We start from the raw sequence: 23,638 nt of genomic DNA, 5'->3' as shown, positions 1-23,638 counted from the left end.
CCTCCGTGCGATTATCTGAAAAATAATCGCTGAGGTGGTTGTAGGATTCATATCAATGTAATGATGATGCAGTGATTGGATCAACTATTAATAAACATCACGTTGATATCTTTGAATTTTAATTAGTTCTGTTAAATAATCTTCTGCTTGTGCTTGATTAAAGTTACCATGCTGAATGAGTACATTGACAAAAGATTGGTGTACTCCTTTTGCCATCTCTTCTTTGTCACCGCAAAGATAAATGGTTGCACCATTTGTTAACCATTGATAAAAATCTTCCCCATTTTCTTCAATTCGGTGTTGAACATAGATTTTGTTTTCTGTATCTCTTGAAAATGCTAAATCTAGTTTACTAAGCACACCTTGGTCAAGCCATGACTCTAAATCATTGCGATATAGGAAATCTGCATCAATATTTTGATTTCCAAATATGAGCCATTGGTTACCTTTCAGTCCTAAATGCGCTCTTTGTTGGAGATAAGCTCTGTAAGGCGCAATGCCAGTACCTGCACCAATCATAATGACTGGTGTTTGTTCATCGTAAGGGAATTTAAAATTAGGGTTCTTTTTAAGGTAAACAGGTAATTTATCACCTAATTGTGTACGATCTGCGAGTTGTACAGAACATACGCCATGACGTTCACGATGATGTGCGTCATATTTAACTACGCGTACAGTGATATGGACGGTATGTGGATTTACTTGATTACTGCTAGCAATAGAGTATTCTCTTGGCGGCAATTTTCTCAATAAGTCTTTTAACATATCAGGTGACAGCGCGACAGGTGTAAAATCTTTAATTAAATCAATGAAATCTCTGCCATAAATATAATCTTGTACCCATTCGTTGTTTTGAACATTTGCATTTAGCATAGGATTTCCAAATAACGCAGCTGCATTATTTAATATAGATGGTGTTAATTTAGCAATTTCAAATTCATTCGTAAGTGCATCCTGTATAGTGGTACTATTACCGCTATTGTCTATGTCTATTGTTGTTGTGCCATCCCAATCCAATGTTTGGATTACTTCTTCTACAAGTTCTGGGTTGTTTTTAGGGATAATTACTAAGCTGTCTCCAGGTTCGTAGGCTTCGCCATACCCTTCTATAGATAATTCAAGATGTCTGACTTCACGGGTAGCAGTTGGTTCAGTTAACACACTATTTTTGATGATTTCAGCATAAAATGGATGTGTTTTTGAATAAGTTGCTTGCGGTTCTTCGACAACGACATCTTCATCTTTAGGTTCATTATTTGAACTACCAGGAGACATTTGAGACAACAGTTCAAGCATGTCAATAATCCATTGCTCAGATACTTCTTCAAAATCAAAATCACATTCAACGCGATCAGCTAATCGATGACCACCTAAATCGCCTAAGATTTTATCGAAATCTTTGCCCGCTTGACAGAAATCAGGATAGTCTTGGTCACCTAATGCGAGCACTGAGAAGTTTAAATGACTTAAATCAGGTGCCTCGTCACTATGCAGGTAGTCATAAAAATCCAACGCATTAATCGGAGGTTCTCCTACACCATGCGTTGAAGTAATGATAAACACATGGTTAACTTTTGATAAGTCCTCTTGAGGAAAATCATCCATTTCCCAAGTATGAACTGTAAAATCATGTTCTTTTAATTTTGTTTCAAATTCATCAGCAATTTCTTCAGCATTGCCTGTTTCTGTTCCAAATAAAATGTTTACTTCTATAGGCTCATCCGTAGATATTGTCGAATGCGTCGTATCTTCTGTTGGTATTTCTGAATTAGTTGTGTTAATGGACGATGCTAATTCAGCTGTTGCGTTTGCGTGTTCAGATGTTTCAGGATGATCGGTATATTGCGATGGGTCACCTTCATCTGTAGAAGCATTAAGCAAATAGCCACTTAACCAAGACTGTTGATTTGATGACAGTGTTGGCATAAGTTGTTGTATAAGTTCCAATTGATTTTCATCAAAAGGGGAATTTGATTTATTTAATTCCAAAAAGGTCACCTCGTATTGTATTAAAAATTTATAGTAAAGCATGCACAATAACACGCTATTTATATAATAGAATTTAATTGAAGTATAACATTGATTTTAATTTTTTAAATGATAGAGATTATCATCTATTAAAAATCCAACTTATGACCTATGTATTTATTCCATAAAAGTGGGACGGGATAGAAATCAAAAATTGTATTTGATATCAAATTCCCGCCCCAGTTAAGTTGGTAATATGTTAGTGTCTATAAACAGTTAATGATAATTGTTTGTGTAGCGTTATTTCAAATAGTTACGTATCAACATAATCATATTTTAGAATTTATTGTCTATTTATAAAAGAGATATATGAATATAAGAAGTGCTCAATTTCTTATATATGATAATGGCTAGGTTTTATAAGTTTCATATTATTGAAGCGAAATGGACCGTTTCGCTTATGGTTTTAAGGTTTGATAGCAAAGGCACGTACTGGAAATCCAGGTGCTTTGTTTGGTTTTGGACTGATAGCATAAATAATGGCGCCTCGTGTAGGCAGTTGATCTAAATTTGTTAGTAACTCAAGTTGGTAGGTATCTTGACCTAATACGTAACGTTCACCGACAATATCACCATTTTTGACAACATCTACTGAAGCATCTGTATCAAACGTTTCATGACCGATAGATTGGACTTGTCTATCTTCAAGTAAATATTGTAAGGCATCCAAGCCCCAACCAGGTAAGTGTAGTTGCCCTTCTGCATCTTTATTTTCAAAATGTTCAATATCTGGCCAACGTTTGGACCAATCACTGCGAAACGCAACAAATGTGCCAGGTTCGATTGAACCATGTTCAGTTTCCCATTGTTTAATATGATCACGCGTTAAAATAAAGTCAGCATCAGCTGCCACTTCTTGTGAAAAGTCTAAAACAACTAATGGTAATACGAGTTCTTTTAGATCAATTTCATGAAGATAGCGCGTTTTTTCGACAAAATGTATCGGGGCATCTATGTGCGTCCCATACTGAGTCACAATATTCCAGTTTTGGACATAGAAACCATCGTCGGCAACATTAAATAGTGTAGAAACTTTTGCGCGTTCAAATTCACTAAAACACGGAATTGTTTCATCAAAAGTATGGGTTAAGTCTACCCATGTTGCAGTTTTTAATTGTTCTAACTGTTCCCATAGTGGATATGTCATTGGTATCACCTTCGTCATTAATGATTAAACTGTTGCAGGGTTTGTCGATTTACGTAATTTGTCTACTGAATTTACAAGCACAGTCAATGATTCTCTCACTTCATCTTCTTTACGTGTTTTTAAACCACAATCTGGATTAACCCAGAATAAAGAACGATCAATTTCTTGTAGCGCTCGGTTAATTGCTTCTGTGATTTCTGCTTCAGTAGGGATACGTGGACTGTGGATATCATATACCCCTAATCCAATACCTAAGTCATAAGTAATATCTTCAAAATCTTTAATTAAGTCGCCATGGCTACGAGATGTTTCTATTGAAATAACATCTGCATCTAAATCATAAATAGCATGAATGATTTGGCCAAATTGAGAATAGCACATATGTGTATGAATTTGCGTCTCATCGGCAACAGATGATGTAGCTAATTTAAATGAGTGCACAGCTTTATTAAGGTAATCTTCATGATATTCTGAACGTAATGGCAAACCTTCTCTCAATGCAGGTTCATCAACTTGAATAATTTGGATACCAGCTTTTTCTAAAGCTAAAACTTCTTCATTAATCGCTAATGCAATTTGGTCTTGTACGGTTTCGCGTGGCAAGTCTACACGTTCAAATGACCAATTCAAGATAGTCACTGGACCTGTAAGCATACCTTTTACTGGTTTATCCGTTAAACTTTGTGCATAAAGTGTCTCTTTAACTGTTAAAGGCTCTGTCCATTTTACATCACCATAAATGATAGGTGGTTTTACCGCACGTGAACCGTATGATTGTACCCATCCATACTTCGTCACTAAGAAGCCTTGTAATTTTTCGCCGAAGAACTCTACCATATCATTTCGTTCAAATTCACCATGTACTAAGACATCTAATCCGATATCTTCTTGGATTTTAATCCAGCGCGCAATTTCATTTTTTAAGAATGTTTTATAATCTTCATCTGTAATTCGATTATTTTTCCAATCTGCACGGAATTTTCTTACTTCTTGCGATTGTGGGAATGATCCAATCGTTGTCGTTGGTAAATCAGGTAAGTTGAGACGTGCATCTTGTGCTTTTTTACGCACTTTAAAAGGTGACTGACGTGTAGTACGCACACTGTCGAAATCATACTCTAGATTTTTAAATGATTGATTTTGGAAGCGCTCATAACGTGCTTTCAATTCATCAAATTTCTGACTGTCATTGTCATTAAATAATCGTCTTAAAGCATCCAATTCATCTAATTTTTCAGTGGCAAAACTCAAACCTTCTGCGATGGATTCGTCTAATGTTTCATCATCTAATGATACTGGTACATGTAACAATGAAGAAGATGGTTGAATAACAAGGTTATTTGTAGCACTTTGTAGTGTGTCGATTAATGATTTTTTAGCTTCAATGTCTGCTGCCCACACATTACGACCATCTATAATACCTGCATAAAGTGTTTTGTTTTTGTCTAGTTCGCCATTTTTAATTTGTTTTAAGTTATAGCCGTTATCATGTACAAAATCTAAACCTAATCCTTTTACAGGTAAGCTGTTGAGGAATTTTAAGTTGACACGTTCAAAATAAGTTTGAATCACAAGGTGATTACTTACGCCTGCTTCGTCAAAATAGTTATAAGCAGTACGTGTAATATCTTCAAATGATGCACTATCATCTTCCACAAGTACTGGTTCATCGATTTGAATGTATTCCGCGCCTGCATCTACTAAAGACTGTAAAACTTCTTTATATAAAGGTAGTAAAGTATTTACTTTTTCTTCAAATGATTGCGAACCGCCCTTAGAAAGTTTTACGAATGTTATGGGACCCACAATTACTGGGTGCGCATTCACATTAATGGATTGTGCATATTTGAAGCGCTCTAATAATACATTGTCATTTAATTTTGGCTCTACGTTGTCCCATTCAGGTACAATATAGTGATAATTTGTGTTGAACCATTTGATTAATGCACTTGCAACATGTTCTTTATTACCTCTGGCAATGTCGAACAATAAATCGTTGTCTAATGCTCTGCCTTGGAAACGTTCTGGAATAATATTGAATAATAATGATGTATCAAGAATATGGTCATAAAGAGAGAAATCTCCGACAGGGACACTCGTTAGATTATAGTTCTTTTGTAGTAATAAATTCTCTTTATGCAAGTCTGTTAATTGTTGATTTAATGTAGGGGCATCTATTTTATTAGCCCAGTAACCTTCTATTGCTTTTTTCCACTCTCTTTTTCTGCCTAATCTTGGGAAACCTAAATTTGATGTTTGAATTGTCATAATATTGCCTCCTGTTTACTTGAAGTAATTGATTGTGAATATGATGCGAGTGCTAAAGTGTAATCGACTTTCTGGAACGGTGTAATTAAATATAAGCCGTTAAAATATTTATGGACGGTATCTATAAGTTCCTTAGAAAGTTTAAGGCTTAATGCTTTCGTTTTTTCTTTATCGTCTTTAACAGCTTCAAATTGTTCTAAAATGTCTTCGGATAGTTTGATTCCAGGCACTTCGTTGTGTAAAAATAGTGCGTTATTATAGCTAGTGACTGGCATAATGCCAATAAAGAATGGTACGTCTAAATGTTTGGTTGCTTCATATATTTCTTCGATTTTTTCGGTGCTATAGACTGGCTGTGTGATAAAGTAGTGTGTGCCACTCTCTATCTTTTTCTCAGCACGTTTGACTGACCCTTCGAGTTTTCGAACATTTGGATCAAAAGCACCTGCGATGTTGAAGTTCGTTTTCGTCTTCAGCGCATCACCATCTGTGTTAATACCTTCGTTAAAGCGTAATGCAATTTCTGTTAAACCTTTGGAGTTCACATCGTAAACATTAGTTGCGCCGGGTAAATGACCAATTTTTGATGGATCCCCTGTAATGGCTAGTATTTCATTTACATTCAGTAAGGATAGGCCTAATAAATGTGATTGTAGTCCAATGAGGTTACGATCGCGACACGTGATGTGAACGAGCGGTTCAATATTATATTGTTGTTTGATGATACTTGCTGCTGCGACATTACTGATACGCACAGTAGCTAAAGAGTTATCTGCTAAGGTCACCGCATCAATATGAGCATCATCAAGTTTTTTGATATTTCTGAAAAATGTTTCTGTATCTAAGTGTTTTGGCGTATCCAATTCTACTATAATAGTGGGACGTGCTTTGACTTTCGTTGTTAAGTTTTGTTGTTGTACATTGTTATGTGAAGGACTATTATATTTTTTAATAGGTATTACATTTTTACTGGATACCGGTTTGAGATTGGCTACAGAGGACTTAATGTATTGAATATGTTCTGGTGTAGTCCCGCAACAACCCCCGATAATCCTAACGCCTTCTTTGATCAACTGCTCTGCCACTTTACCGAAGTATTCGGCATTGTCACTATATTTAAATCGACTATTTTCAATATCTAATAAACTTGCATTGGGATAGCAAGATAAATAGGCATTGTCAGGTAATTCAATATGTGAAAATGATTGTTGCATGTGGTGAGGACCATGGTGACAATTGAGTCCAACGATATCAGCACCACTGTCGACAACGCGTTGTAAAGCTGTATTAATTTCCGTACCATCTCTCAAGTAATTTGTGTTTAATGCTGTTAATTGAGCAATAATAGGAATATGATGTTTGCGTTTTGTAGCTGTAATAATGTTGGTCAGCTCTTCTAAATCATAATAGGTTTCGAAAAGTAAACCGTCGACGCCTTCTTCAACTAAAGTATCTACTTGGATCTCGGTATGATATTGAATGGCTTCTAAACCTAAATCTTCCTGTTTTACACCTCTGAATCCACCTACGGTACCTAATATAAATGTTTCATCATTAGCTGCTCTTTTGGCAATTTGTACTGCGGCTTTGTGTATTTCTTTAACCTTGTGTTCTAAACCAAATACTTTTAATTTTTCAAAATTTGCACCATAAGTATTGGTCTGAATAATATCTGCACCAGATTCAATGTAGGAGCGATGAATCCGTTCTATTTTGTCAGGATGGGTTAAATTATATGCTTCTGGACAAGTATCTAAACCATCAGAATATAGAATGGTTCCCATTGCACCATCAGCGACTAAAATGTTCTGTTTCAGTTTGTTGATGAGTTGACTCATTGAAGGCCTCCTTCAGTGCGTAGTTTAAATCAGCAATTAATTCGTCAGCATTTTCTAAGCCTACACTTAATCTAAATAATCCAAATGTAATATTGCGTGCTTCCCGAACTTCTTTTGGTACAGCAGCATGAGACATAGTAGCAGGGTGGGATAAAATCGTCTCAACGCCACCTAAACTGACAGATACAAGTGGTAGCGTGAGCGCATCTACAAAAGCTTGCGCTTTTGATTCATCTTTAAGTCTTAAGCCTAAAACAGCACCACCATGTTTTGCTTGAGATAAATGTAACTTGTCATTTCCTGGGTAATAGACTTCTGCAATTTCTTCGCGCTGCGTTAAGAAATCATAAACTTTTTGTGCATTCTCAACAGATTGATTGAAACGTACAGACAACGTTTTTAAATGCTGTGCTAACGTCCAGCAATCATGTGCAGACAATGCAGTTCCTGTACCGTTTTGCAATAGATAAAGTGCGTCTGCTACTGCTTTATTATTTGTGATAGCAGCGCCAGCAATGATATCACTATGACCACCCAAGAATTTTGTAGCACTATGTACGACGATATCTGCACCTAAAGCTAAAGGTGACTGACCAAGTGGTGTCATAAATGTATTGTCAACAGCGAGTAATAGTTCGTGTTGTTGTGTGATACGAGAGACGCCTTTAATATCAGTGATTTTAAATAATGGATTAGATGGTGTTTCAATATAAACCAGTTTTGTATTTGATTGAATCGCTTCTTCAATTTCTTGTAACTGTGTTGTGTCTACCGTGGTAAATTGAATATTAAAGCGTGTCAAAATTTGTTCTGTTAATCTAAAAGTACCACCATAGACATCATCTGGGAGAATGACATGATCACCTGCATTTAATGTGAGTAGTACAGCTGAAATGGCTGCAATACCTGATGCATAAGCAAATGCGTAATCGCCCCCTTCAAGTGCTGCTAATTTTTCTTCTAACAAAGCACGATTAGGGTTGCCACTTCGCGCATAATCATATTTAGCGTCACCACCTAAAACTTTTTGATGAAATGTCGAAGATGCATATAATGGTGGATTAGCTGAATCGTAATCAACACCTCTTTGTGCATCAAATATTACTTCTGTTTCTTTAGATAAACTCATATAATCACACTTTCTTTAGATTTTTCTAATGCTTGTATAATGTCTTGTTCAATGTCTTCGTAATCTTCAACGCCGATGGATAATCTCAGTAAATGTTCATCAATGCCTCGCTTTTCTTTTTCTTCATCTGGCATGTCAACGTGTGTTTGTGTATAAGGAAATGTGATAAAAGTTTCTGTTCCCCCTAAGCTTTCTGCAAAAATACATACTTTTAAGTTTTCTAAAAATTTATCGGCTTTATAATTTTTATTTAAGCGTAGACTCATCATTCCCGTTCGACCGCAATATAAGACCTGGTCAATGCCGGTTAAGTTACAACATCGTTTGGCTAATAATTGAGCATTATATTCTGAACGGTCCATTCTTAAATGTAATGTTTTTAAACCACGTTGTAGTAAGTAGCTATCAAAAGGTGATAAAGTTGCACCAATCATGTTATGAAATTCACCTAATTTTTCAGCTAAATTTTCATCTTTAACCGTCACGACACCAGCAAGTACATCATTATGCCCACCTATGTATTTCGTAGCAGAATGTAGTACAATATCTGCACCATCTTCAAGTGGTGTTGAGAGATATGGTGTTAAAAAAGTGTTGTCTATAATCGTTAGTAAGCGATGCTTTTTGCTTAAAATATAATATGGATCAACGTCTACTTCTTGCATTTGTGGATTTGAAATCGTTTCTATAAATAGCGCTTTAGTATTTTCTGTAATGCTTTCTTTAACAGTTTCATAGTTTAAGAAATCAACATATTTGAAATGTACACCGTATTGTTGCTCATAAAAATCAAATAATCTAAATGTGCCACCATAAAGGTCGAATGAAACGAGTATTTCATCGCCAGCTTTAAATAAATTACATATTAATTGTATGGCTGCCATGCCACTTGCAGTAGCAAATGAAGCAGTACCACGTTCTAACTTGGCAAATGATTCTTCAAAAGCTGAACGTGTTGGGTTTTTAGTTCTTGTATAATCAAAACCCGTCGATGTTCCTAAATGAGGGTGCTGATATGCTGTTGATAAATAAATTGGATTTGCAATCGCTCCTGTTGCATCTTGTGTCAGTGCGATTTGTGATAACTCAGTATTTTTCATAATACAGATAACCTCCTTTAAAAATAAAAAAAGCTTCCGTCCTTTAAACCCGAATCAATCGGATGTAAAGGACGAAAGCTTAGCTCGCGGTACCACCTTTGTTTGTTACTTTATCACTAAAGTAACCTTATCCAGTACGCCAAATTGCATTCATTACTTGTACTGAACGTGCGCTACCGTAATATGATCAAATAAAAAAACTCACTGCCACTGAAAGTGAAATGAGTATTAACGACATATACAACGCTTGGAATAATCCAGTACGCCATTAAGCAAAATGTTAATACTGTATCGCTATAACGGGCGATCCCGTTGACACCTCATATTGGCATCAACACTCAAAGGCCATTTTCAAACTTTCTTTCTGTGTCTCCTTTCAGCAAGTGAAGACTCTCTGTGTCAGCAGTGTAAGTTCTACTTTCCTTATTACTGTGTGTTGCTATTTCAAATTTGTTATCACTTAGATTACACATTAAAATAACTTTTGTCAATAACTTATCTGAAAATTTTGATTTAACCGATAATTTAAAATGATATTTTTCATTGCTGTAGTGATGATATACTATGTTTAACTAAAAAGGTCATTTTTATTTAAGAAAGTAGGTGTAAACGATGAATGATGCTATAGATGAACGACTCAAAGTAGATCACAATGCGCACGTAAAAGAAATAGCACTCAATAGCATTAAACCTAATCCTTATCAACCTAGGAAATCATTTGATCAAGAACGTTTGGAAGATTTGGCTGAGTCGATAAAACTACATGGTATTTTACAGCCTATCGTGTTACGAAAAACAATATCTGGTTATAACATTGTAGTAGGTGAGCGACGTTTTCGAGCATCAAAACTAGCAGGATCAACGACAATACCCGCCATCGTTAAAGTGCTATCTGATGAAGATATGATGGAACTCGCTGTGATTGAAAATCTACAACGCGAAGATTTAAATGCGATTGAGGAAGCAGAAAGTTATCGTAAATTAATGGATGAGTTAGCGCTAACACAGCAAGAAGTGGCACAGCGATTAAGTAAATCTAGACCATATATTGCCAACATGTTGCGTTTACTACAATTGCCTAAGGACATTACTCAAATGGTCAAAGATAACAAACTATCAGGCGCACATGGACGCACGCTATTAGCGATAAAAGATAAGCAAAAGATGAAAAGCATAGCTAAGCAAGCCTACCGGGAGTCTTGGAGTGTACGTACATTAGAACAATATGTAAATGAAAACACTGAAAATAAAAAATCTATTAAAGATAAGTCGCATACAACTAAAAAACCTAAGTTTATACAACAACAAGAGCGACAGCTAAAAGAACAATATGGTTCAGCTGTAACGATATCTAACAAAAATAAAAAAGGTTACATCACTTTTGAATTTAAATCTGAAACTGAGTTCAGAAGATTAATACACCAATTGAACGAGAAATATAATTAAAACAAGAAATTTTACCCATCGTTTGAATTAAGTAATAATAATAAATAACAAACCTAAAACCACATGCGAACTGATATACCACCAGGTGCATGTGGTTTTTAAGTTTGCAAAAATGAATTATCAATATAATATATTTTATTTTAGATTATATAGTGAATAAAAATGAGCGATATTTTTCAATATATTATCTTTTTTAAAAATCATTAATCAAAAAATAGTTACAAATTAATGAATATCGAATGTGAAATTTATGTGAAATTAAACACATTTGCTTGTAAGCAAAATAATGTAGTTCAATAATGGAAGTGAAGGAATGACTAGGAGGGGTTTTATGTTAAATCACGAAGAAATAAAAACAATAAGAGAAACGATACCATTATTGAAAGATAAAGGACAGACAATAACATCAACTTTCTATAAAAGATTATTCGAACAACATCCTGAATTGAAGAATATGTTTAACCAGACCAATCAAAAAAGAGGATTACAATCTTCTGCATTAGCGATGGCAGTATTAGCGGCGGCAGAAAATATAGATGACTTATCACCAATTGTTCCCACAATTATGCCTGTGGTTTACAAACATTGTGCTTTACAAGTAAAAGCTGAGCATTATCCAATCGTTGGTGAAAATTTGATTTGGGCAATTCAACAAGTGACTGGCTTAAAAGAAGAAGATCCTATTATCCAAACTTGGATTAAAGCATATGGAGAAATTGCTGATGCATTTATTGGTTTAGAAAAAGAAGTTTACAGTAAAATGGCTTGGGATGGCTTTAAACCATTTACTGTAACCAATATCACTGATGAAACCGAAATCATTAAATCTTTCACAGTAACATCAGACGACATTGATTTAAGTCAATTTGTACCTGGACAATATATTACAGTAGATATATCTAGTGATAAGTTGCCTTACAGAGCTAAAAGACATTATTCCATTGTAGATGGTGACAAAGATTTCTTAACATTCGGTGTACGTAGAGACGTTACGGAAGAACATGAAGGTGAAGTATCTACAGTACTACATGATGAAGTCAAAGTGGGAGATACTCTATTTTTATCTGCGCCAGTTGGTGGATTTGGATTGGCAAACAAAGATCATAAACAATTATTCATAGGCTCTGGTGTAGGCGTGACACCTCTTGTTTCAATGTATAAAGAAGCGGTTGATGCTGATTTAACTTCAACATTCCTTCAATCAACATCAGATGCTCAAAACGTAGCATTCGAAGAAAATTTAGAAGCAATCACAGCACAATCTTCAGTAGCACAATTTGATAAACATTTCCGTAATCAAGACGGATTTATAGACGCTGAACAATTAAAACAATACCTTGATGGTGAAACAGAAGTTTATGTATGTGGTGGTAATTCATTCTTAAAAGCTATGATTCAAGAATTACAAAAATTAGAAGTGCCAATGGACCAAATTCACTACGAAACATTCATTCCAAGATTGAGTTTTTCAGTATAGTGTAACGCGTTTTACACATTTTATATAAATTAAAAAATAAATCATAAAACAGATAGCTCATTTTATTTATCTGGAGACTTTTCATATTTTTTAAATAATAACCTCGACTAATAGTTTAGTCGGGGGTTTTTTATTTTATGTTGCGCAAATATTTTTCAAATATATTAAAAATACAAAGACATGCTGCCAATTAAGTAAAATTTCCCAATTCATAAAACCATATGAGCATAAATTGTATGTATAAAAATAGTCATTAAGTTGCCGCCTTATAACGCTTTGTAAAAATAATGAAAATTTTAGGTTTATATTATTGACCTATTTAATTCAAGAGAGTAGTATAAACAAAGCACTTTGTTAAAAGTACTTTTATAAAACTATATATGCGTGTTAGAAAGGATAATTAAGATGAAATTTAGTGATTTTTTAAAATCAAAAGGGGCAATTGGCGCAATATTTATGGGGATTTTTTATGGATTAGTGATGTTGGCCATCTTTTTACCTGGTTACAAAGCGATGCCAGGTAATATTGATAAATTACCTATTGCAATCGTTAACGATGACAACGGAGATTATGGTAACCAAATATCAAAACAATTGAACAACAGTTTACCGTTCGATCATATAAAAAAAGATATTTCTAATTCGAAATCAAATAATCAGTTGGAGCATAATGAATTGAATCTTGTAATTCATATACCTCGAGATTTTTCAAGTAATTTAAAATCTGAAAAGGGTACACCAGGGCTAGATTTTAAAGTAAATGATGCTTCTCCAACAATGATTAGTCAATCTATGGATTCAATTGGAAGTGAAATTAATAGTCAGCTTAGCAAGCAATTTTCTAATCAAACAACTGAAGGTGTATTAAAACAAGCAAAAATACCTGATGAACAAATGGACGGTTTAATTAAGCAAATCAACGCTTCTTATTCTGGTAACATTAATCATATAAATAAAATGCCATCAAGCATGAATTTTAAAATGTTACCTATGTTTTTAACTTTAGCTGGATATGTAGGCGCAATGATTGGAGCGATGCAATTAGTTAGTGCATTTAAAGAAAACAGACACAGAGCTAGTAAAACCAAGTTGTTTATCTATGTGCAACTAACAGCTCTAATCATTGGAATAGCTTCTTCTGTCATTTCTTTAGGTATTGCTTATTTAGTCAATGATTTAGAAGCTGATAAATTCTTAAGTATTTTTGGTCAATTAGTATTGAATTATTGGGTTTCCTTTAACTTTACAGCAATCGTCGTATTCTTAATAGGACAGGCAGGTATGATTTTAAATATTCCTATTTTACTCATACAAACAATTGCTAATGGGGCAACAATGAGTCGTGATATGATGCCTACAGTTTATAACTGGATGAGTCATATTTCCCCAATGTATTATTCAGTTCAGGGTCACTTTGCAAACATTTTTGGAAGCATACCACAAACACCTTATATTTTATCTATGGCAGCTGTAGGTGTCGTTGCTATGTTCGTTAATATTGTTATCGTTACGTTTCTTTATAAAAAAGAATCCGATATCGTTTTTGAGAATTATAAAAATACTAACGAAACGCTTGCAAACTATTAACACCTTCTTTAGTTCTGTTAAAATAAAGGTATTAAGAAAAAAGGAGCCTTTAATAATGTCTATCCAAATATTTATATTAGGGAAATTAATGGAAAAAAACAGTTACCCTTATTTATTAAAAAAACAGCTATCAGAACCTATACCTTTTGATAAAATGAGCGGACTAACAGAAAGTAAGCTTTATTATAATTTTGAAGCATTATCCAAAAAAGGCCTTGTAGAAATAGTGGAGACAATTAAAGAAGAAAATCGTCCAGATAAACAAGTATTTCAAATTACTGAAAAAGGTAAACAAACTTTGCCTAAATTGATATATAAGTTATTCGAGAACGCTAAAGAAATTAATGAAATGTATGTTGGTATTGCTTATCTCAAATTTGTAGATAAGCAAAAAGTAATTAATATCTTAGAAAACAAAGTTCAAGATTATAAACAAATGTTGATACAATCAAAAGAGATAAAGTATAAGATTCAGGTAACTACTGAAAATGAAGGGTTATTAAATTTTATGTCGGATCATTTTAACACTAAAACAAATAATACAATTCATTTTTTAGAAAAACTGATAACACTTATTGAAAATGATAATGTATGATATTAAAGATGGAACAAGTAACGTAAGAGGCGTTACTTGTTCTTTTTTTACGTTGTTTTGAAAAGATTGTACTTTATATATATATCTACAATGAGAAAAAATGTTTAATATGTTTCGGACAATACTTTTAATTATTATAAAGAAGTAGTACAATATAATTAAAGAAATAAAATTTTGGAGGGATACCCAAGTCTGGCTTAAGGGAAATTAATAGTTAATATTAATTAGAAGCATCTTGCTTGCGTTGGTTCGAATCCTTCTCCCTCCGTTAAATCTTTTACCAAGCCTTTCAAGAGCTTGGCTTTTTTTATGATATATATTGTTCAATGCATTATAATTTCAAATAGAAAGTAGGTTTACAATGTATTTCACTCACTTAAACATTGATGAATTTGAAAACTTTATTCATAACCATGCGGCACATTATACCCAAAGTGCTAACCATTTTCGTTACAGAAACCAACATAAAAATGATGTGCATATTGTAGGTGTTAAAGATAATGAAGATAACGTCATAGCAGCATGTCTTTTAACAGAAGCACGTTCCTTCAAATTTTTTAAATATTTTTATACACATCGTGGTCCTGTTTTAGACTTTTCTGATTATCAGTTAGTAAGATTTTTCTATAAAAGTTTAACGAAGTATTTGAAAAAGCATCGGTGCTTATATGTTTTAACCGATCCATACATATTAGAAAATATAAGAAATGCGCAAGGCGAAATATTAGAAAGCTATAACAATAAACCACTTATCAAGACTATGGAAGATTTAGGTTATAAACATCAAGGATATACGGTAGGATATTCTCAAATAAGTCAAATTCGTTGGTTATCAGTTTTGGATTTAAAAGATAAAACAGAAGATGACTTACTTAAAGAAATGGATTACCAAACGCGTAGAAATATTAAGAAAACATACGAAATGGACGTGCGCGTACGTACACTGGCTATTGAGGAGACAAGTAGATTTTTTAAATTATTTAAAATGGCTGAAGAAAAACATGGATTTAAGTTTAGAGATCAGCAATATTTTGAAGAAATGCAAAATATTTATCATGATAATAGCATGTTAAAATTAGCATATATCGATTTGTCAGAATTATTAGTAAAGCAAAATAAGCAATTAGAAAAGTTGAATAAGGACTTAGAAAATACGAAAGAAAGCTTAGAAAACAATCCTAACTCGAAAAAAAGTAAAAATAAATATGATCAAGGATTACAACAAATAAAAGCACAAAAAAGAAAAATAACTGAAACAGAAGCATTAATCAAAACTGATGGCACTATATTGGATTTAGCAGCAGCGCTTTATATTTACAACGACTATGAAGTTTATTATCTTTCAAGCGGCTCTAACCCTAAATACAATACATATATGGGTGCCTATAGATTGCAATGGGAAATGATCAAGTTTGCGAAGGCGCATAATATCCAGCGTTATAACTTTTATGGCATAACTGGAGATTTCAGTGAAAATGCTGAAGATGCTGGTGTACAAAAGTTCAAAGCAGGTTTTAATGCACATGTAGAAGAGTACATTGGAGATTTTATTAAACCAATCAGACCTTTGCTTTATAAAATATATGACTTAATCAAATAGAGTATGTTTTGTTTGCCCGCGTTTAGTTTTATTTATATTTACAAAAAGAAATGAGTGAGACGCTGGGACATAAAGTTCTTGGACAAGTGAAAAAAGGGCAATTTCTATTGAAACAATATAGAAAATGCCTTTTTCTATATTTTTTTAATTATGGTTATCTCATTGATTCACTACTTGAGTTGATATAGGGCTTATTTTTAAAAATAATTTAATCTAAAATTACACATAAATATATTGTATTTTTGGTGAGACGCTGGAGGTATCAGAACAGGCTGAAGACTACAGATTAAATCTGTGCCCTAAGCAAACGAACCAACAATATGCCACAAGTATTGAATAACAAAGAGGCACGCAGATGTATAAATTAAATCATCTGTGTGCTATTTTTCTAGGATTTATGTTTCGGACTGTTTTAAAATACAATCAAGAATAAAAAAAGCAAAAAATTTCAGAAAAATTTGAAAAGGTTATAGCAAAGGCGATAATCCAATATAACAAGGTTGTTATAAAAATAAAATAAATTAAAAATCAGAAGTGCTAAAAACACTATAGCTATGCACTTTGTTTACAAATTTAATAAAAAATATACCTAATTCGTGTGTTCAAATATACACTTGACATAAAAATTTACAATGAGTAAAGTGTAAATCATAATTATTTTCAAATTATTCTAAATTAAAAATAACTCTAATTATAATATATTTATGAATGTTATGAGGGGGCGAATAAATTAATGTTTGAACCAAAAGTTACATATGCGCATTTTAACGCAAACGTCTTTGAGTCAATTGATATTGATGATGAAACAAAAGGTGCGCGTGAAATCGTCGCTTGGGCTTATCAAACCTATGGTGATTCAGTTATTTATGCTTGCAGTTTTGGTGCGGAAGGCATGATATTAATTGATTTGATTTATAGTGTTAAGAAAGATGCCCAAATTGTATTTTTAGACACAGGTCTTCACTTTCAAGAAACATACGATCTAATTGATCGTGTTCAAAAACGTTATCCAGAACTACGAATTAAACTTAAGAAACCTGAATTAACTTTGGAAGAACAAGCATCACAATATAATCCTGCACTTTGGAAAAATAATCCAAACCAATGTTGTTATATTAGAAAAATCAAACCATTGGAAGATGTTTTGTCTGGTGCTACTGCTTGGATTTCTGGATTACGTAGAGCACAATCGCCCAGTCGTGAAAATACTCAGTTTATAAATAAAGACGAACGCTTTCAGTCAGTAAAAATATGTCCGTTGATACATTGGACATGGGAAGATGTTTGGCAATATATTAAAAAATATGAATTGCATTATAACGAATTACACGATTTTAACTATCCAAGTATAGGGTGTATACCATGTACTACAGCTGTTGAAGGATCAGGAGATTCAAGAGCAGGCAGATGGACAAATTCAAATAAAACAGAATGCGGTCTTCATACTACAGATTAAACATCTTTATAGTTAAAAAATTTTTTTGCTATTAATCCTTAGTATTCCAATCGGATAGATATAACTAAAGATTGGTCATCAAATCAATCTTATAGTGATAGTTACATTTACCCGTGAAAAGTTATGGAATCAACTGTTGAGTGATTTTAGATAAATGATTGTTAAATAAAAAATTAAAATGAGGTGAAATGGTTGTGAACTTATCTGTAATAAATAGTCCATTTGATGAAAATCAAGCTACACAACTAAACCAAATTATTCAAAATCTTACGATTGAGCAGCAAGTTTGGTTAAGCGGTTATTTAACTGCAAATTTACAGAGTGTTACTACAAAACAAGAAACACCATCGGAAGTAGCTCAGTTTGTATTGAATAAAGAATCTACTTCAAATAGTGAGAGACATATCACTGTTTTATATGGTTCAGAAACTGGTAATGCACAAGGTTTAGCTGAAAAATTAGCTGATCGTCTTGTCGAACTTAATTTCAATGTGAAATTGAGTGCAATGGGTGATTACAAAACTAAGGATTTAAAAAAAGTAGAAGATTTATTTATTATTTCTTCTACTCATGGGGAAGGAAACCCACCCGATAATGCCATTAGCTTTCATGAATTTTTACATGGAAGAAAAGCGCCTCAGTTGGAAGGTGTACGCTATTCAGTTTTATCACTCGGGGACGCGTCGTATGAGTTCTTCTGTCAAACAGGTAAAGACTTTGATGCACGTCTAGAAGATTTAGGTGCTTCCCGCTTGGTGGATAGACAAGATTGTGACTTGGATTTTGATGATACGGCTGAATCCTGGATGGATCACATTATCGAACAGTTAAGTGATGCTTCATTGAGCGAGGAAAAAGTGGCAACAACGAACACTGTGCCATTGACAAATGACAAAAGGTATTCAAAAACACAACCATATGAAGCTGAAATATTAGAAAATATTAACTTGAATGGTAGAGGTTCTAATAAAGAGGTTAGACATATTGAATTACAATTTGAAGATTATGGTGAAGACTACGAGCCAGGTGATTGCTTGGTAGTGATTCCAGAAAATGATGAAAAACTGGTAGAAACGTTACTGAATCAATTAGATTGGGATGCTCAAACAGAAGTACCAATCAATGACAAAGGTGATGTACTCACAGTAAAAGAGGCACTACAGCACCATTTTGAAATCACTAAATTAACAAAGCCATTATTACAAAAAGCAGCTGAGCTGTTTGGAAATAAAACATTGGCAGAAAATGTTATAGATCAAGATTGGATTAAATCTTATGTATATGGTCGAGATTTAATTGACTTAATTCAAGACTTTAGACCTGAAAAACTCGAGCCTGAAGTGTTGTACCAATTTTTAAGAAAACTGCCTCCTAGAGAATATTCTATAGCGAGCAGTTATGAAGCAAATCCTGATGAAGTTCATATCACCGTGGGCGCTGTAAGGTATCAAGCGCATCAACGTGAACGTCAAGGTGTTTGTTCAATTCAATTAGCTGAACGTATGGAACCTGGTTCATCTATATCTGTCTATCTAAAGAAAAATCCGAATTTTAAATTTCCATTCGATGAAGCTACACCTGTCATTATGATTGGACCCGGCACAGGTGTCGCGCCTTTTAGATCTTATTTACAAGCACGTGAAGAATTAGATTTATCAGGACAAACATGGTTATTCTTTGGTGAACAGCATTTTACAACAGACTTTTTATATCAAACAGAGTGGCAAGATTGGCTTAAAGAAGGCGTTCTTAGTAAGTTGGACTTGGCATTTTCAAGGGATACAGAAGAAAAAATTTATGTTCAACACAAAATTGAAGAACAAAGTAAAACTTTTTATGAATGGTTGAAAAACGGTGCAGCATTATATGTATGTGGTGACGAACAAAATATGGCTAAAGATGTACACAAAGCGATACATCAGGTTTTAGTTAAAGAAGGTAATATGTCAGATGAAGAAGCTGAGACTTATTTGACACAGATGAAACAAGACAAACGATATCAAAGAGACGTTTATTAAAAAAGGAGTTGATCACGTGACAGAATCAAATTTAAATTTTTCTCAAAAACTTGATGAGATGGAACGTATCAAAGCTAATAGTAATTACCTTCGCGGCACAATTGTCGAAGGGTTAGCAGATAGAATTACAGGTGCGATTTCAGAAGAAGATACTAAATTATTAAAGTTTCATGGAAGTTATATGCAAGATGATAGAGATCTTCGCGACGAACGCCGTAGACAAAAATTAGAGCCTGCATACAGTTTCATGATAAGAGTGCGTGCGCCAGGTGGTGCTTCGACTCCAGAACAATGGATTGCGATGGATGATATTGCGAACCAATATGCAAATCAAACGATTAAATTAACAACAAGACAAGCGTTTCAATTCCATGGGGTTTTGAAAAGAAACTTAAAGCAAACAATGTTTGATATCAATCAATCTTTATTAGACACGTTAGCAGCATGTGGCGATGTTAATAGAAATGTAATGTGTAACCCTAACCCCTATCAATCTGATGTGCATGCGGAAATTAATCAGATTGCAAGTGATATTAGCCGTCATCTTTCACCTAAAACACAAGCTTATCACGAAATTTGGTTAGACGGAGAAAAAGTGTTAGATACAAGTGATCAAGAACCAGAGCCACTGTATGGTAAAACCTATTTACCACGTAAATTTAAAATTGGTATTGCAGTCCCACCTTCTAATGATATCGATGTATTTTCTCAAGATATTGGGTTAATTTCGATTATTGAAGATGGTGAATTAGTTGGATTTAATCTTACGGTTGGTGGCGGCATGGGAATGAAACATGGAAATACTGCGACATATCCACAAGTTGGACGTTTGATTGGCTATTTTCCAAAATCACAGGTCATCGATGTTTGTGAAAAAATACTGACAATTCAGAGAGACCATGGAAATCGTGAAGAGAGAACAAATGCACGTTTTAAATATACGGTGGATCGTAAAGGCGTAACATGGATTACGGATGAGCTCAATCGTCGATTAGGTTGGGAACTAGAGCCTAAGCGTGCATTTCACTTTGAAGATAATGGTGATCGATATGGTTGGACTGAAGGCAGTGGCAAACATCATTTCACATTATTTATTCAAAATGGCCGTGTTAAAGATACAGAAGAATATCAATTGAAAACAGCGTTAAGAGCGATTGCTGAAGTGCATACTGGAGATTTTAGACTTTCGCCTAACCAAAATTTAGTAATTGCGAATGTTGAAACACAGAAAAAGCCAGAAATTGAAGCGCTGATAAAGCGATATGGTTTAACAGATGGCGAACATTATACGGGATTGCGGAAAAATTCCATGGCTTGTGTCGCTTTTCCTACTTGTGGTTTAGCAATGGCAGAATCTGAACGGTACCTACCTTCGCTAATAACGAAAATAGAAAGTCTGTTAGATGAAGCAGGCTTAAACGAAGAAGAAATAACCATTAGAATGACGGGATGTCCTAACGGTTGTGCACGTCCAGCATTAGCTGAAATTGCATTTATTGGAAAAGCACCAGGTAAGTACAATATGTACCTAGGTGGTGGTTTCGCTGGTGATCGTTTAAATAAGTTGTATAAAGAAAATATTGATGAAGCGGAAATATTAGAAAGTTTAAGGCCTATTTTATTGCAATATGCACAAGAAAGAACTGTTGGTGAACGTTTTGGTGATTTTGTCGTCAGGGCAGGTATTGTTGAAGCAGTTACAGACGGTCAATTATTCCACAGTTAATCAATTAAGAAAGTGGTGTTAGGATGGGAAAAGTATTTTTAGTAGGTGCGGGCCCTGGTGATCCGGATTTAATTACAGTTAAAGGTAAAAAAGCGATTGAAACGGCTGACATTATTTTATACGACCGTTTAGTTAACACTGAGTTATTAGATTATGCATCTATAACTGCTAAGTTAATATATTGTGGTAAAAATCCTAACCATAAATCAGTGTCTCAAGTAGATACTAACCAATTACTTGTCGATTTAGCACAAGAAGGACACACGATTACACGTTTGAAAGGTGGAGACCCATTCGTGTATGGCAGAGGTGGCGAGGAAGCAGAAGTATTAGCCACAAATGATATATCATTTGAAATCGTACCAGGTATTACTGCAGGTATCGCAGCACCTGCATACGCAGGTATCCCTGTAACGCATCGAGACTATAGCTCTTCAGTTGCATTTGTTACGGGTGTTATCAATAAAGAAATTGACAAGGATGAATACTGGAGACATCTAGCTTTAGGGCCGGAAACGTTATGTATCTATATGGGAGTTAAAAAGCTGCCAGAAATTGTTGAGTTATTAACTAAAAATGGACGTAATAAAAATACGCCAGTAGCACTTGTACATATGGGTACATCTAAATTACAAAAAACCGTTGTAGGCACATTAGAAACCATTGTCCACGGTGCAAAAGAGATTGAAAATCCAGCTATGATTATTGTGGGTGAAGTCGTGAAATTACGTAACCGAATCAGTTGGTTTGAAGAAACATATAAAAATGAATTATTAACACAACTCACATCATAGTTGTTGGAGGGGTTATGATATGCAAGGTGTTTTATATGTCAGTCATGGTAGTCGTGTAGCAGAAGCAGTCGAAGAAGCAACGTCATTGATTGCGCGTGTACAAACAAAAATTAATATTCCTTTGCAAGAAACATGTTTTTTAGAACTTGTAGACCCGGATATATCTGAAGGTTTTAGGAAATTAGTGCACCAAGGTGCAACAGAAATTTCAGTGGTACCTGTATTGCTACTTAGCGCAGGACATTACTACAAAGATATACCTGAAGAAATTGAACGTATGAAAGCACAATTTCCCAATGTGAAAATTAATTATGGTAAACCTTTAGGCGTACAAAAACGATTAACGGAAGTGCTTAAACAACGTTTAGAAGAACGTAAAATCACACCTAATGCTGACGCTAAATTATTAGTTATTGGTAGAGGAAGTTATAATCCGCAAACAAAGCAAGATTTTTCGGTAATAAAGTCACAATTATCAGAAATGTTCCCCTCTAAAAGTATAGAAGTGTGCTATTTAGCAGCTTGTGAACCGTTATTTGAAGATGCACTGGACCGATTAGTAAATGAAGGTCATTCGCAAATATTTATTTTACCGTATATCTGGTTTACAGGTATTTTAGACCAACACATCGCTAATGTTGTGAGTGCTTACCAATTTAAAAGTGACATTATTTTAGCAGCGCATCTGAGTCATCATGAGACATTACAAATTGCATTAAAAGAACGTGTGGAAGAGACATTTGATACAGTTTAGTCATTTTATCAAAGTTGAAAGTACCTTATCTGAGGAGTGACATTATGTCTTACATCCCTTTAATGGTTGATATTTCGCAAAAACAAATCGTTGTTATAGGTGGCGGAAAAATAGCAGAAAGACGTATCAATCTTTTAAAAACATATACAAAACTAATTCAAATTATTAGCCCCACGCTCACTAATAACTTAAAACAATTAGTTGATAAACAAGAGATTCAGTGGCGGAATAAAATATTTGAAAGCAGTGATGTGCAAGATGCAGATTTAATTATTACTGCGACGAATGATACAAATGTAAACCAGTCTATATTACAAGCAAAGCCAGACAAGGCATTAATTAATATGGCAGGTCAAGCGTTAGCAGGTGATGTATTGATACCAAGTATATTGCGACGTGGTAAGTTAACGATCAGCGTTTCAACACAAGGTGCCAGTCCTAAGCTGGCCAGTCAAATTTTAGCTGAGTTACAACAACACTTTAATAGCACATATGGTGATTATGTAGATTTCCTATATGAATGTAGACAGCAAGTTAAACGTAGCTCACTTTCATCGGAGGAAAAAGACCGGTTTTTGAAGCAAATCTTAAATAATAAATATTTAAAAATAACTAAGCAAAATGAAGTTAGAAAGTGGTTATCAGCGCTGAAGTAAATTGAAAGGAAAGGGGACA

At 34.1% G+C, this 23,638-nt stretch carries 17 protein-coding genes, 1 tRNA gene and 1 other annotated feature; of the genes, 12 read left to right on the top strand and 6 right to left on the bottom strand.

Annotation, left to right across the window (positions count from 1 at the left end):
* Positions 1 to 87: 87 nt before the first annotated feature.
* The 6 genes from HMPREF2586_RS05135 to HMPREF2586_RS05110 all read right to left on the bottom strand — a co-directional run bounded on the left by HMPREF2586_RS05135 (position 88) and on the right by HMPREF2586_RS05110 (position 9,510).
* Positions 88 to 1,989, bottom strand: a complete 1,902-nt coding sequence (locus HMPREF2586_RS05135; RefSeq protein WP_070657238.1) for a diflavin oxidoreductase — start codon at positions 1,987 to 1,989, stop codon at positions 88 to 90.
* 445 nt (positions 1,990 to 2,434) lie between these two features.
* On the bottom strand, positions 2,435 to 3,175 hold the full coding sequence (locus tag HMPREF2586_RS05130) for a cyclase family protein (protein WP_064209688.1): 741 nt from the start codon (positions 3,173 to 3,175) through the stop codon (positions 2,435 to 2,437).
* Positions 3,176 to 3,199: 24 nt separating this feature from the next.
* Positions 3,200 to 5,446 carry a 5-methyltetrahydropteroyltriglutamate--homocysteine S-methyltransferase gene (metE, locus tag HMPREF2586_RS05125; RefSeq protein ID WP_141752895.1) on the bottom strand — a complete coding sequence of 749 codons (2,247 nt, stop codon included), beginning with the start codon at positions 5,444 to 5,446 and terminating at the stop codon, positions 3,200 to 3,202.
* Entirely contained in the window at positions 5,440 to 7,281 is a 1,842-nt protein-coding gene (locus HMPREF2586_RS05120; RefSeq protein WP_046207134.1) for a bifunctional homocysteine S-methyltransferase/methylenetetrahydrofolate reductase, read from the bottom strand. Before HMPREF2586_RS05120 ends, metE begins: the two co-directional genes overlap by 7 nt.
* Positions 7,235 to 8,410, bottom strand: coding sequence for a cystathionine beta-lyase MetC (gene metC / locus HMPREF2586_RS05115; RefSeq protein ID WP_064209685.1), 1,176 nt, complete (start codon positions 8,408 to 8,410; stop codon positions 7,235 to 7,237). The genes HMPREF2586_RS05120 and metC overlap by 47 nt, the downstream gene beginning before the upstream one ends.
* Positions 8,407 to 9,510, bottom strand: a complete 1,104-nt coding sequence (locus tag HMPREF2586_RS05110; RefSeq protein ID WP_046207132.1) for a PLP-dependent transferase — start codon at positions 9,508 to 9,510, stop codon at positions 8,407 to 8,409. The genes metC and HMPREF2586_RS05110 overlap by 4 nt, the downstream gene beginning before the upstream one ends.
* Before the next feature lie 64 nt (positions 9,511 to 9,574).
* Positions 9,575 to 9,949, bottom strand: a binding site (T-box leader).
* A 173-nt stretch (positions 9,950 to 10,122) separates the two neighbouring features.
* On the opposite strand from HMPREF2586_RS05110, the gene HMPREF2586_RS05105 reads away from it, so the two are divergent.
* The 12 genes from HMPREF2586_RS05105 (at position 10,123) to HMPREF2586_RS05055 (ending at position 23,619) form a co-directional block, all read left to right on the top strand.
* The gene (locus HMPREF2586_RS05105; protein WP_064209683.1) at positions 10,123 to 10,956 is read left to right on the top strand and encodes a ParB/RepB/Spo0J family partition protein; all 834 of its coding nucleotides are present in this window, start codon (positions 10,123 to 10,125) and stop codon (positions 10,954 to 10,956) included.
* A gap of 331 nt (positions 10,957 to 11,287) precedes the next feature.
* Positions 11,288 to 12,433, top strand: a complete 1,146-nt coding sequence (locus tag HMPREF2586_RS05100) for a globin domain-containing protein (protein ID WP_064209682.1) — start codon at positions 11,288 to 11,290, stop codon at positions 12,431 to 12,433.
* 405 nt (positions 12,434 to 12,838) lie between these two features.
* On the top strand, positions 12,839 to 14,020 hold the full coding sequence (locus tag HMPREF2586_RS05095) for a YhgE/Pip domain-containing protein (RefSeq protein WP_070657244.1): 1,182 nt from the start codon (positions 12,839 to 12,841) through the stop codon (positions 14,018 to 14,020).
* Between the two features lie 55 nt (positions 14,021 to 14,075).
* Complete coding sequence (locus tag HMPREF2586_RS05090; RefSeq protein WP_070657247.1) at positions 14,076 to 14,615, top strand: PadR family transcriptional regulator; 540 nt, start codon at positions 14,076 to 14,078, stop codon at positions 14,613 to 14,615.
* A 176-nt stretch (positions 14,616 to 14,791) separates the two neighbouring features.
* A tRNA-OTHER gene (locus HMPREF2586_RS12840) sits at positions 14,792 to 14,883 on the top strand.
* 93 nt (positions 14,884 to 14,976) lie between these two features.
* Entirely contained in the window at positions 14,977 to 16,215 is a 1,239-nt protein-coding gene (locus tag HMPREF2586_RS05085) for an aminoacyltransferase (protein ID WP_070812656.1), read from the top strand.
* Positions 16,216 to 16,948: 733 nt separating this feature from the next.
* On the top strand, positions 16,949 to 17,671 hold the full coding sequence (locus HMPREF2586_RS05080) for a phosphoadenylyl-sulfate reductase (protein ID WP_046207126.1): 723 nt from the start codon (positions 16,949 to 16,951) through the stop codon (positions 17,669 to 17,671).
* A 194-nt stretch (positions 17,672 to 17,865) separates the two neighbouring features.
* Positions 17,866 to 19,689 (top strand): assimilatory sulfite reductase (NADPH) flavoprotein subunit, encoded by a 1,824-nt coding sequence (locus HMPREF2586_RS05075; RefSeq protein WP_070657340.1) that lies wholly within the window; start codon positions 17,866 to 17,868, stop codon positions 19,687 to 19,689.
* 58 nt (positions 19,690 to 19,747) lie between these two features.
* Positions 19,748 to 21,415 carry an NADPH-dependent assimilatory sulfite reductase hemoprotein subunit gene (locus HMPREF2586_RS05070; RefSeq protein WP_226861048.1) on the top strand — a complete coding sequence of 556 codons (1,668 nt, stop codon included), beginning with the start codon at positions 19,748 to 19,750 and terminating at the stop codon, positions 21,413 to 21,415.
* A gap of 23 nt (positions 21,416 to 21,438) precedes the next feature.
* Positions 21,439 to 22,209: a uroporphyrinogen-III C-methyltransferase gene (cobA, locus tag HMPREF2586_RS05065; protein ID WP_070657253.1), complete on the top strand. Its 771-nt coding sequence runs from the start codon at positions 21,439 to 21,441 to the stop codon at positions 22,207 to 22,209.
* Between the two features lie 19 nt (positions 22,210 to 22,228).
* Positions 22,229 to 22,963 carry a sirohydrochlorin chelatase gene (locus HMPREF2586_RS05060; protein ID WP_046207123.1) on the top strand — a complete coding sequence of 245 codons (735 nt, stop codon included), beginning with the start codon at positions 22,229 to 22,231 and terminating at the stop codon, positions 22,961 to 22,963.
* 44 nt (positions 22,964 to 23,007) lie between these two features.
* The gene (locus HMPREF2586_RS05055) at positions 23,008 to 23,619 is read left to right on the top strand and encodes an NAD(P)-binding protein (RefSeq protein WP_070657256.1); all 612 of its coding nucleotides are present in this window, start codon (positions 23,008 to 23,010) and stop codon (positions 23,617 to 23,619) included.
* Positions 23,620 to 23,638 lie beyond the last annotated feature (19 nt).

It is taken from the genome of Staphylococcus sp. HMSC034G07 (assembly GCF_001835975.1).
Lineage (GTDB): Bacteria > Bacillota > Bacilli > Staphylococcales > Staphylococcaceae > Staphylococcus > Staphylococcus ureilyticus.
Note: the sequence above shows the minus strand (reverse complement) of the source record. Positions and strands in the feature narration are given on the sequence as shown.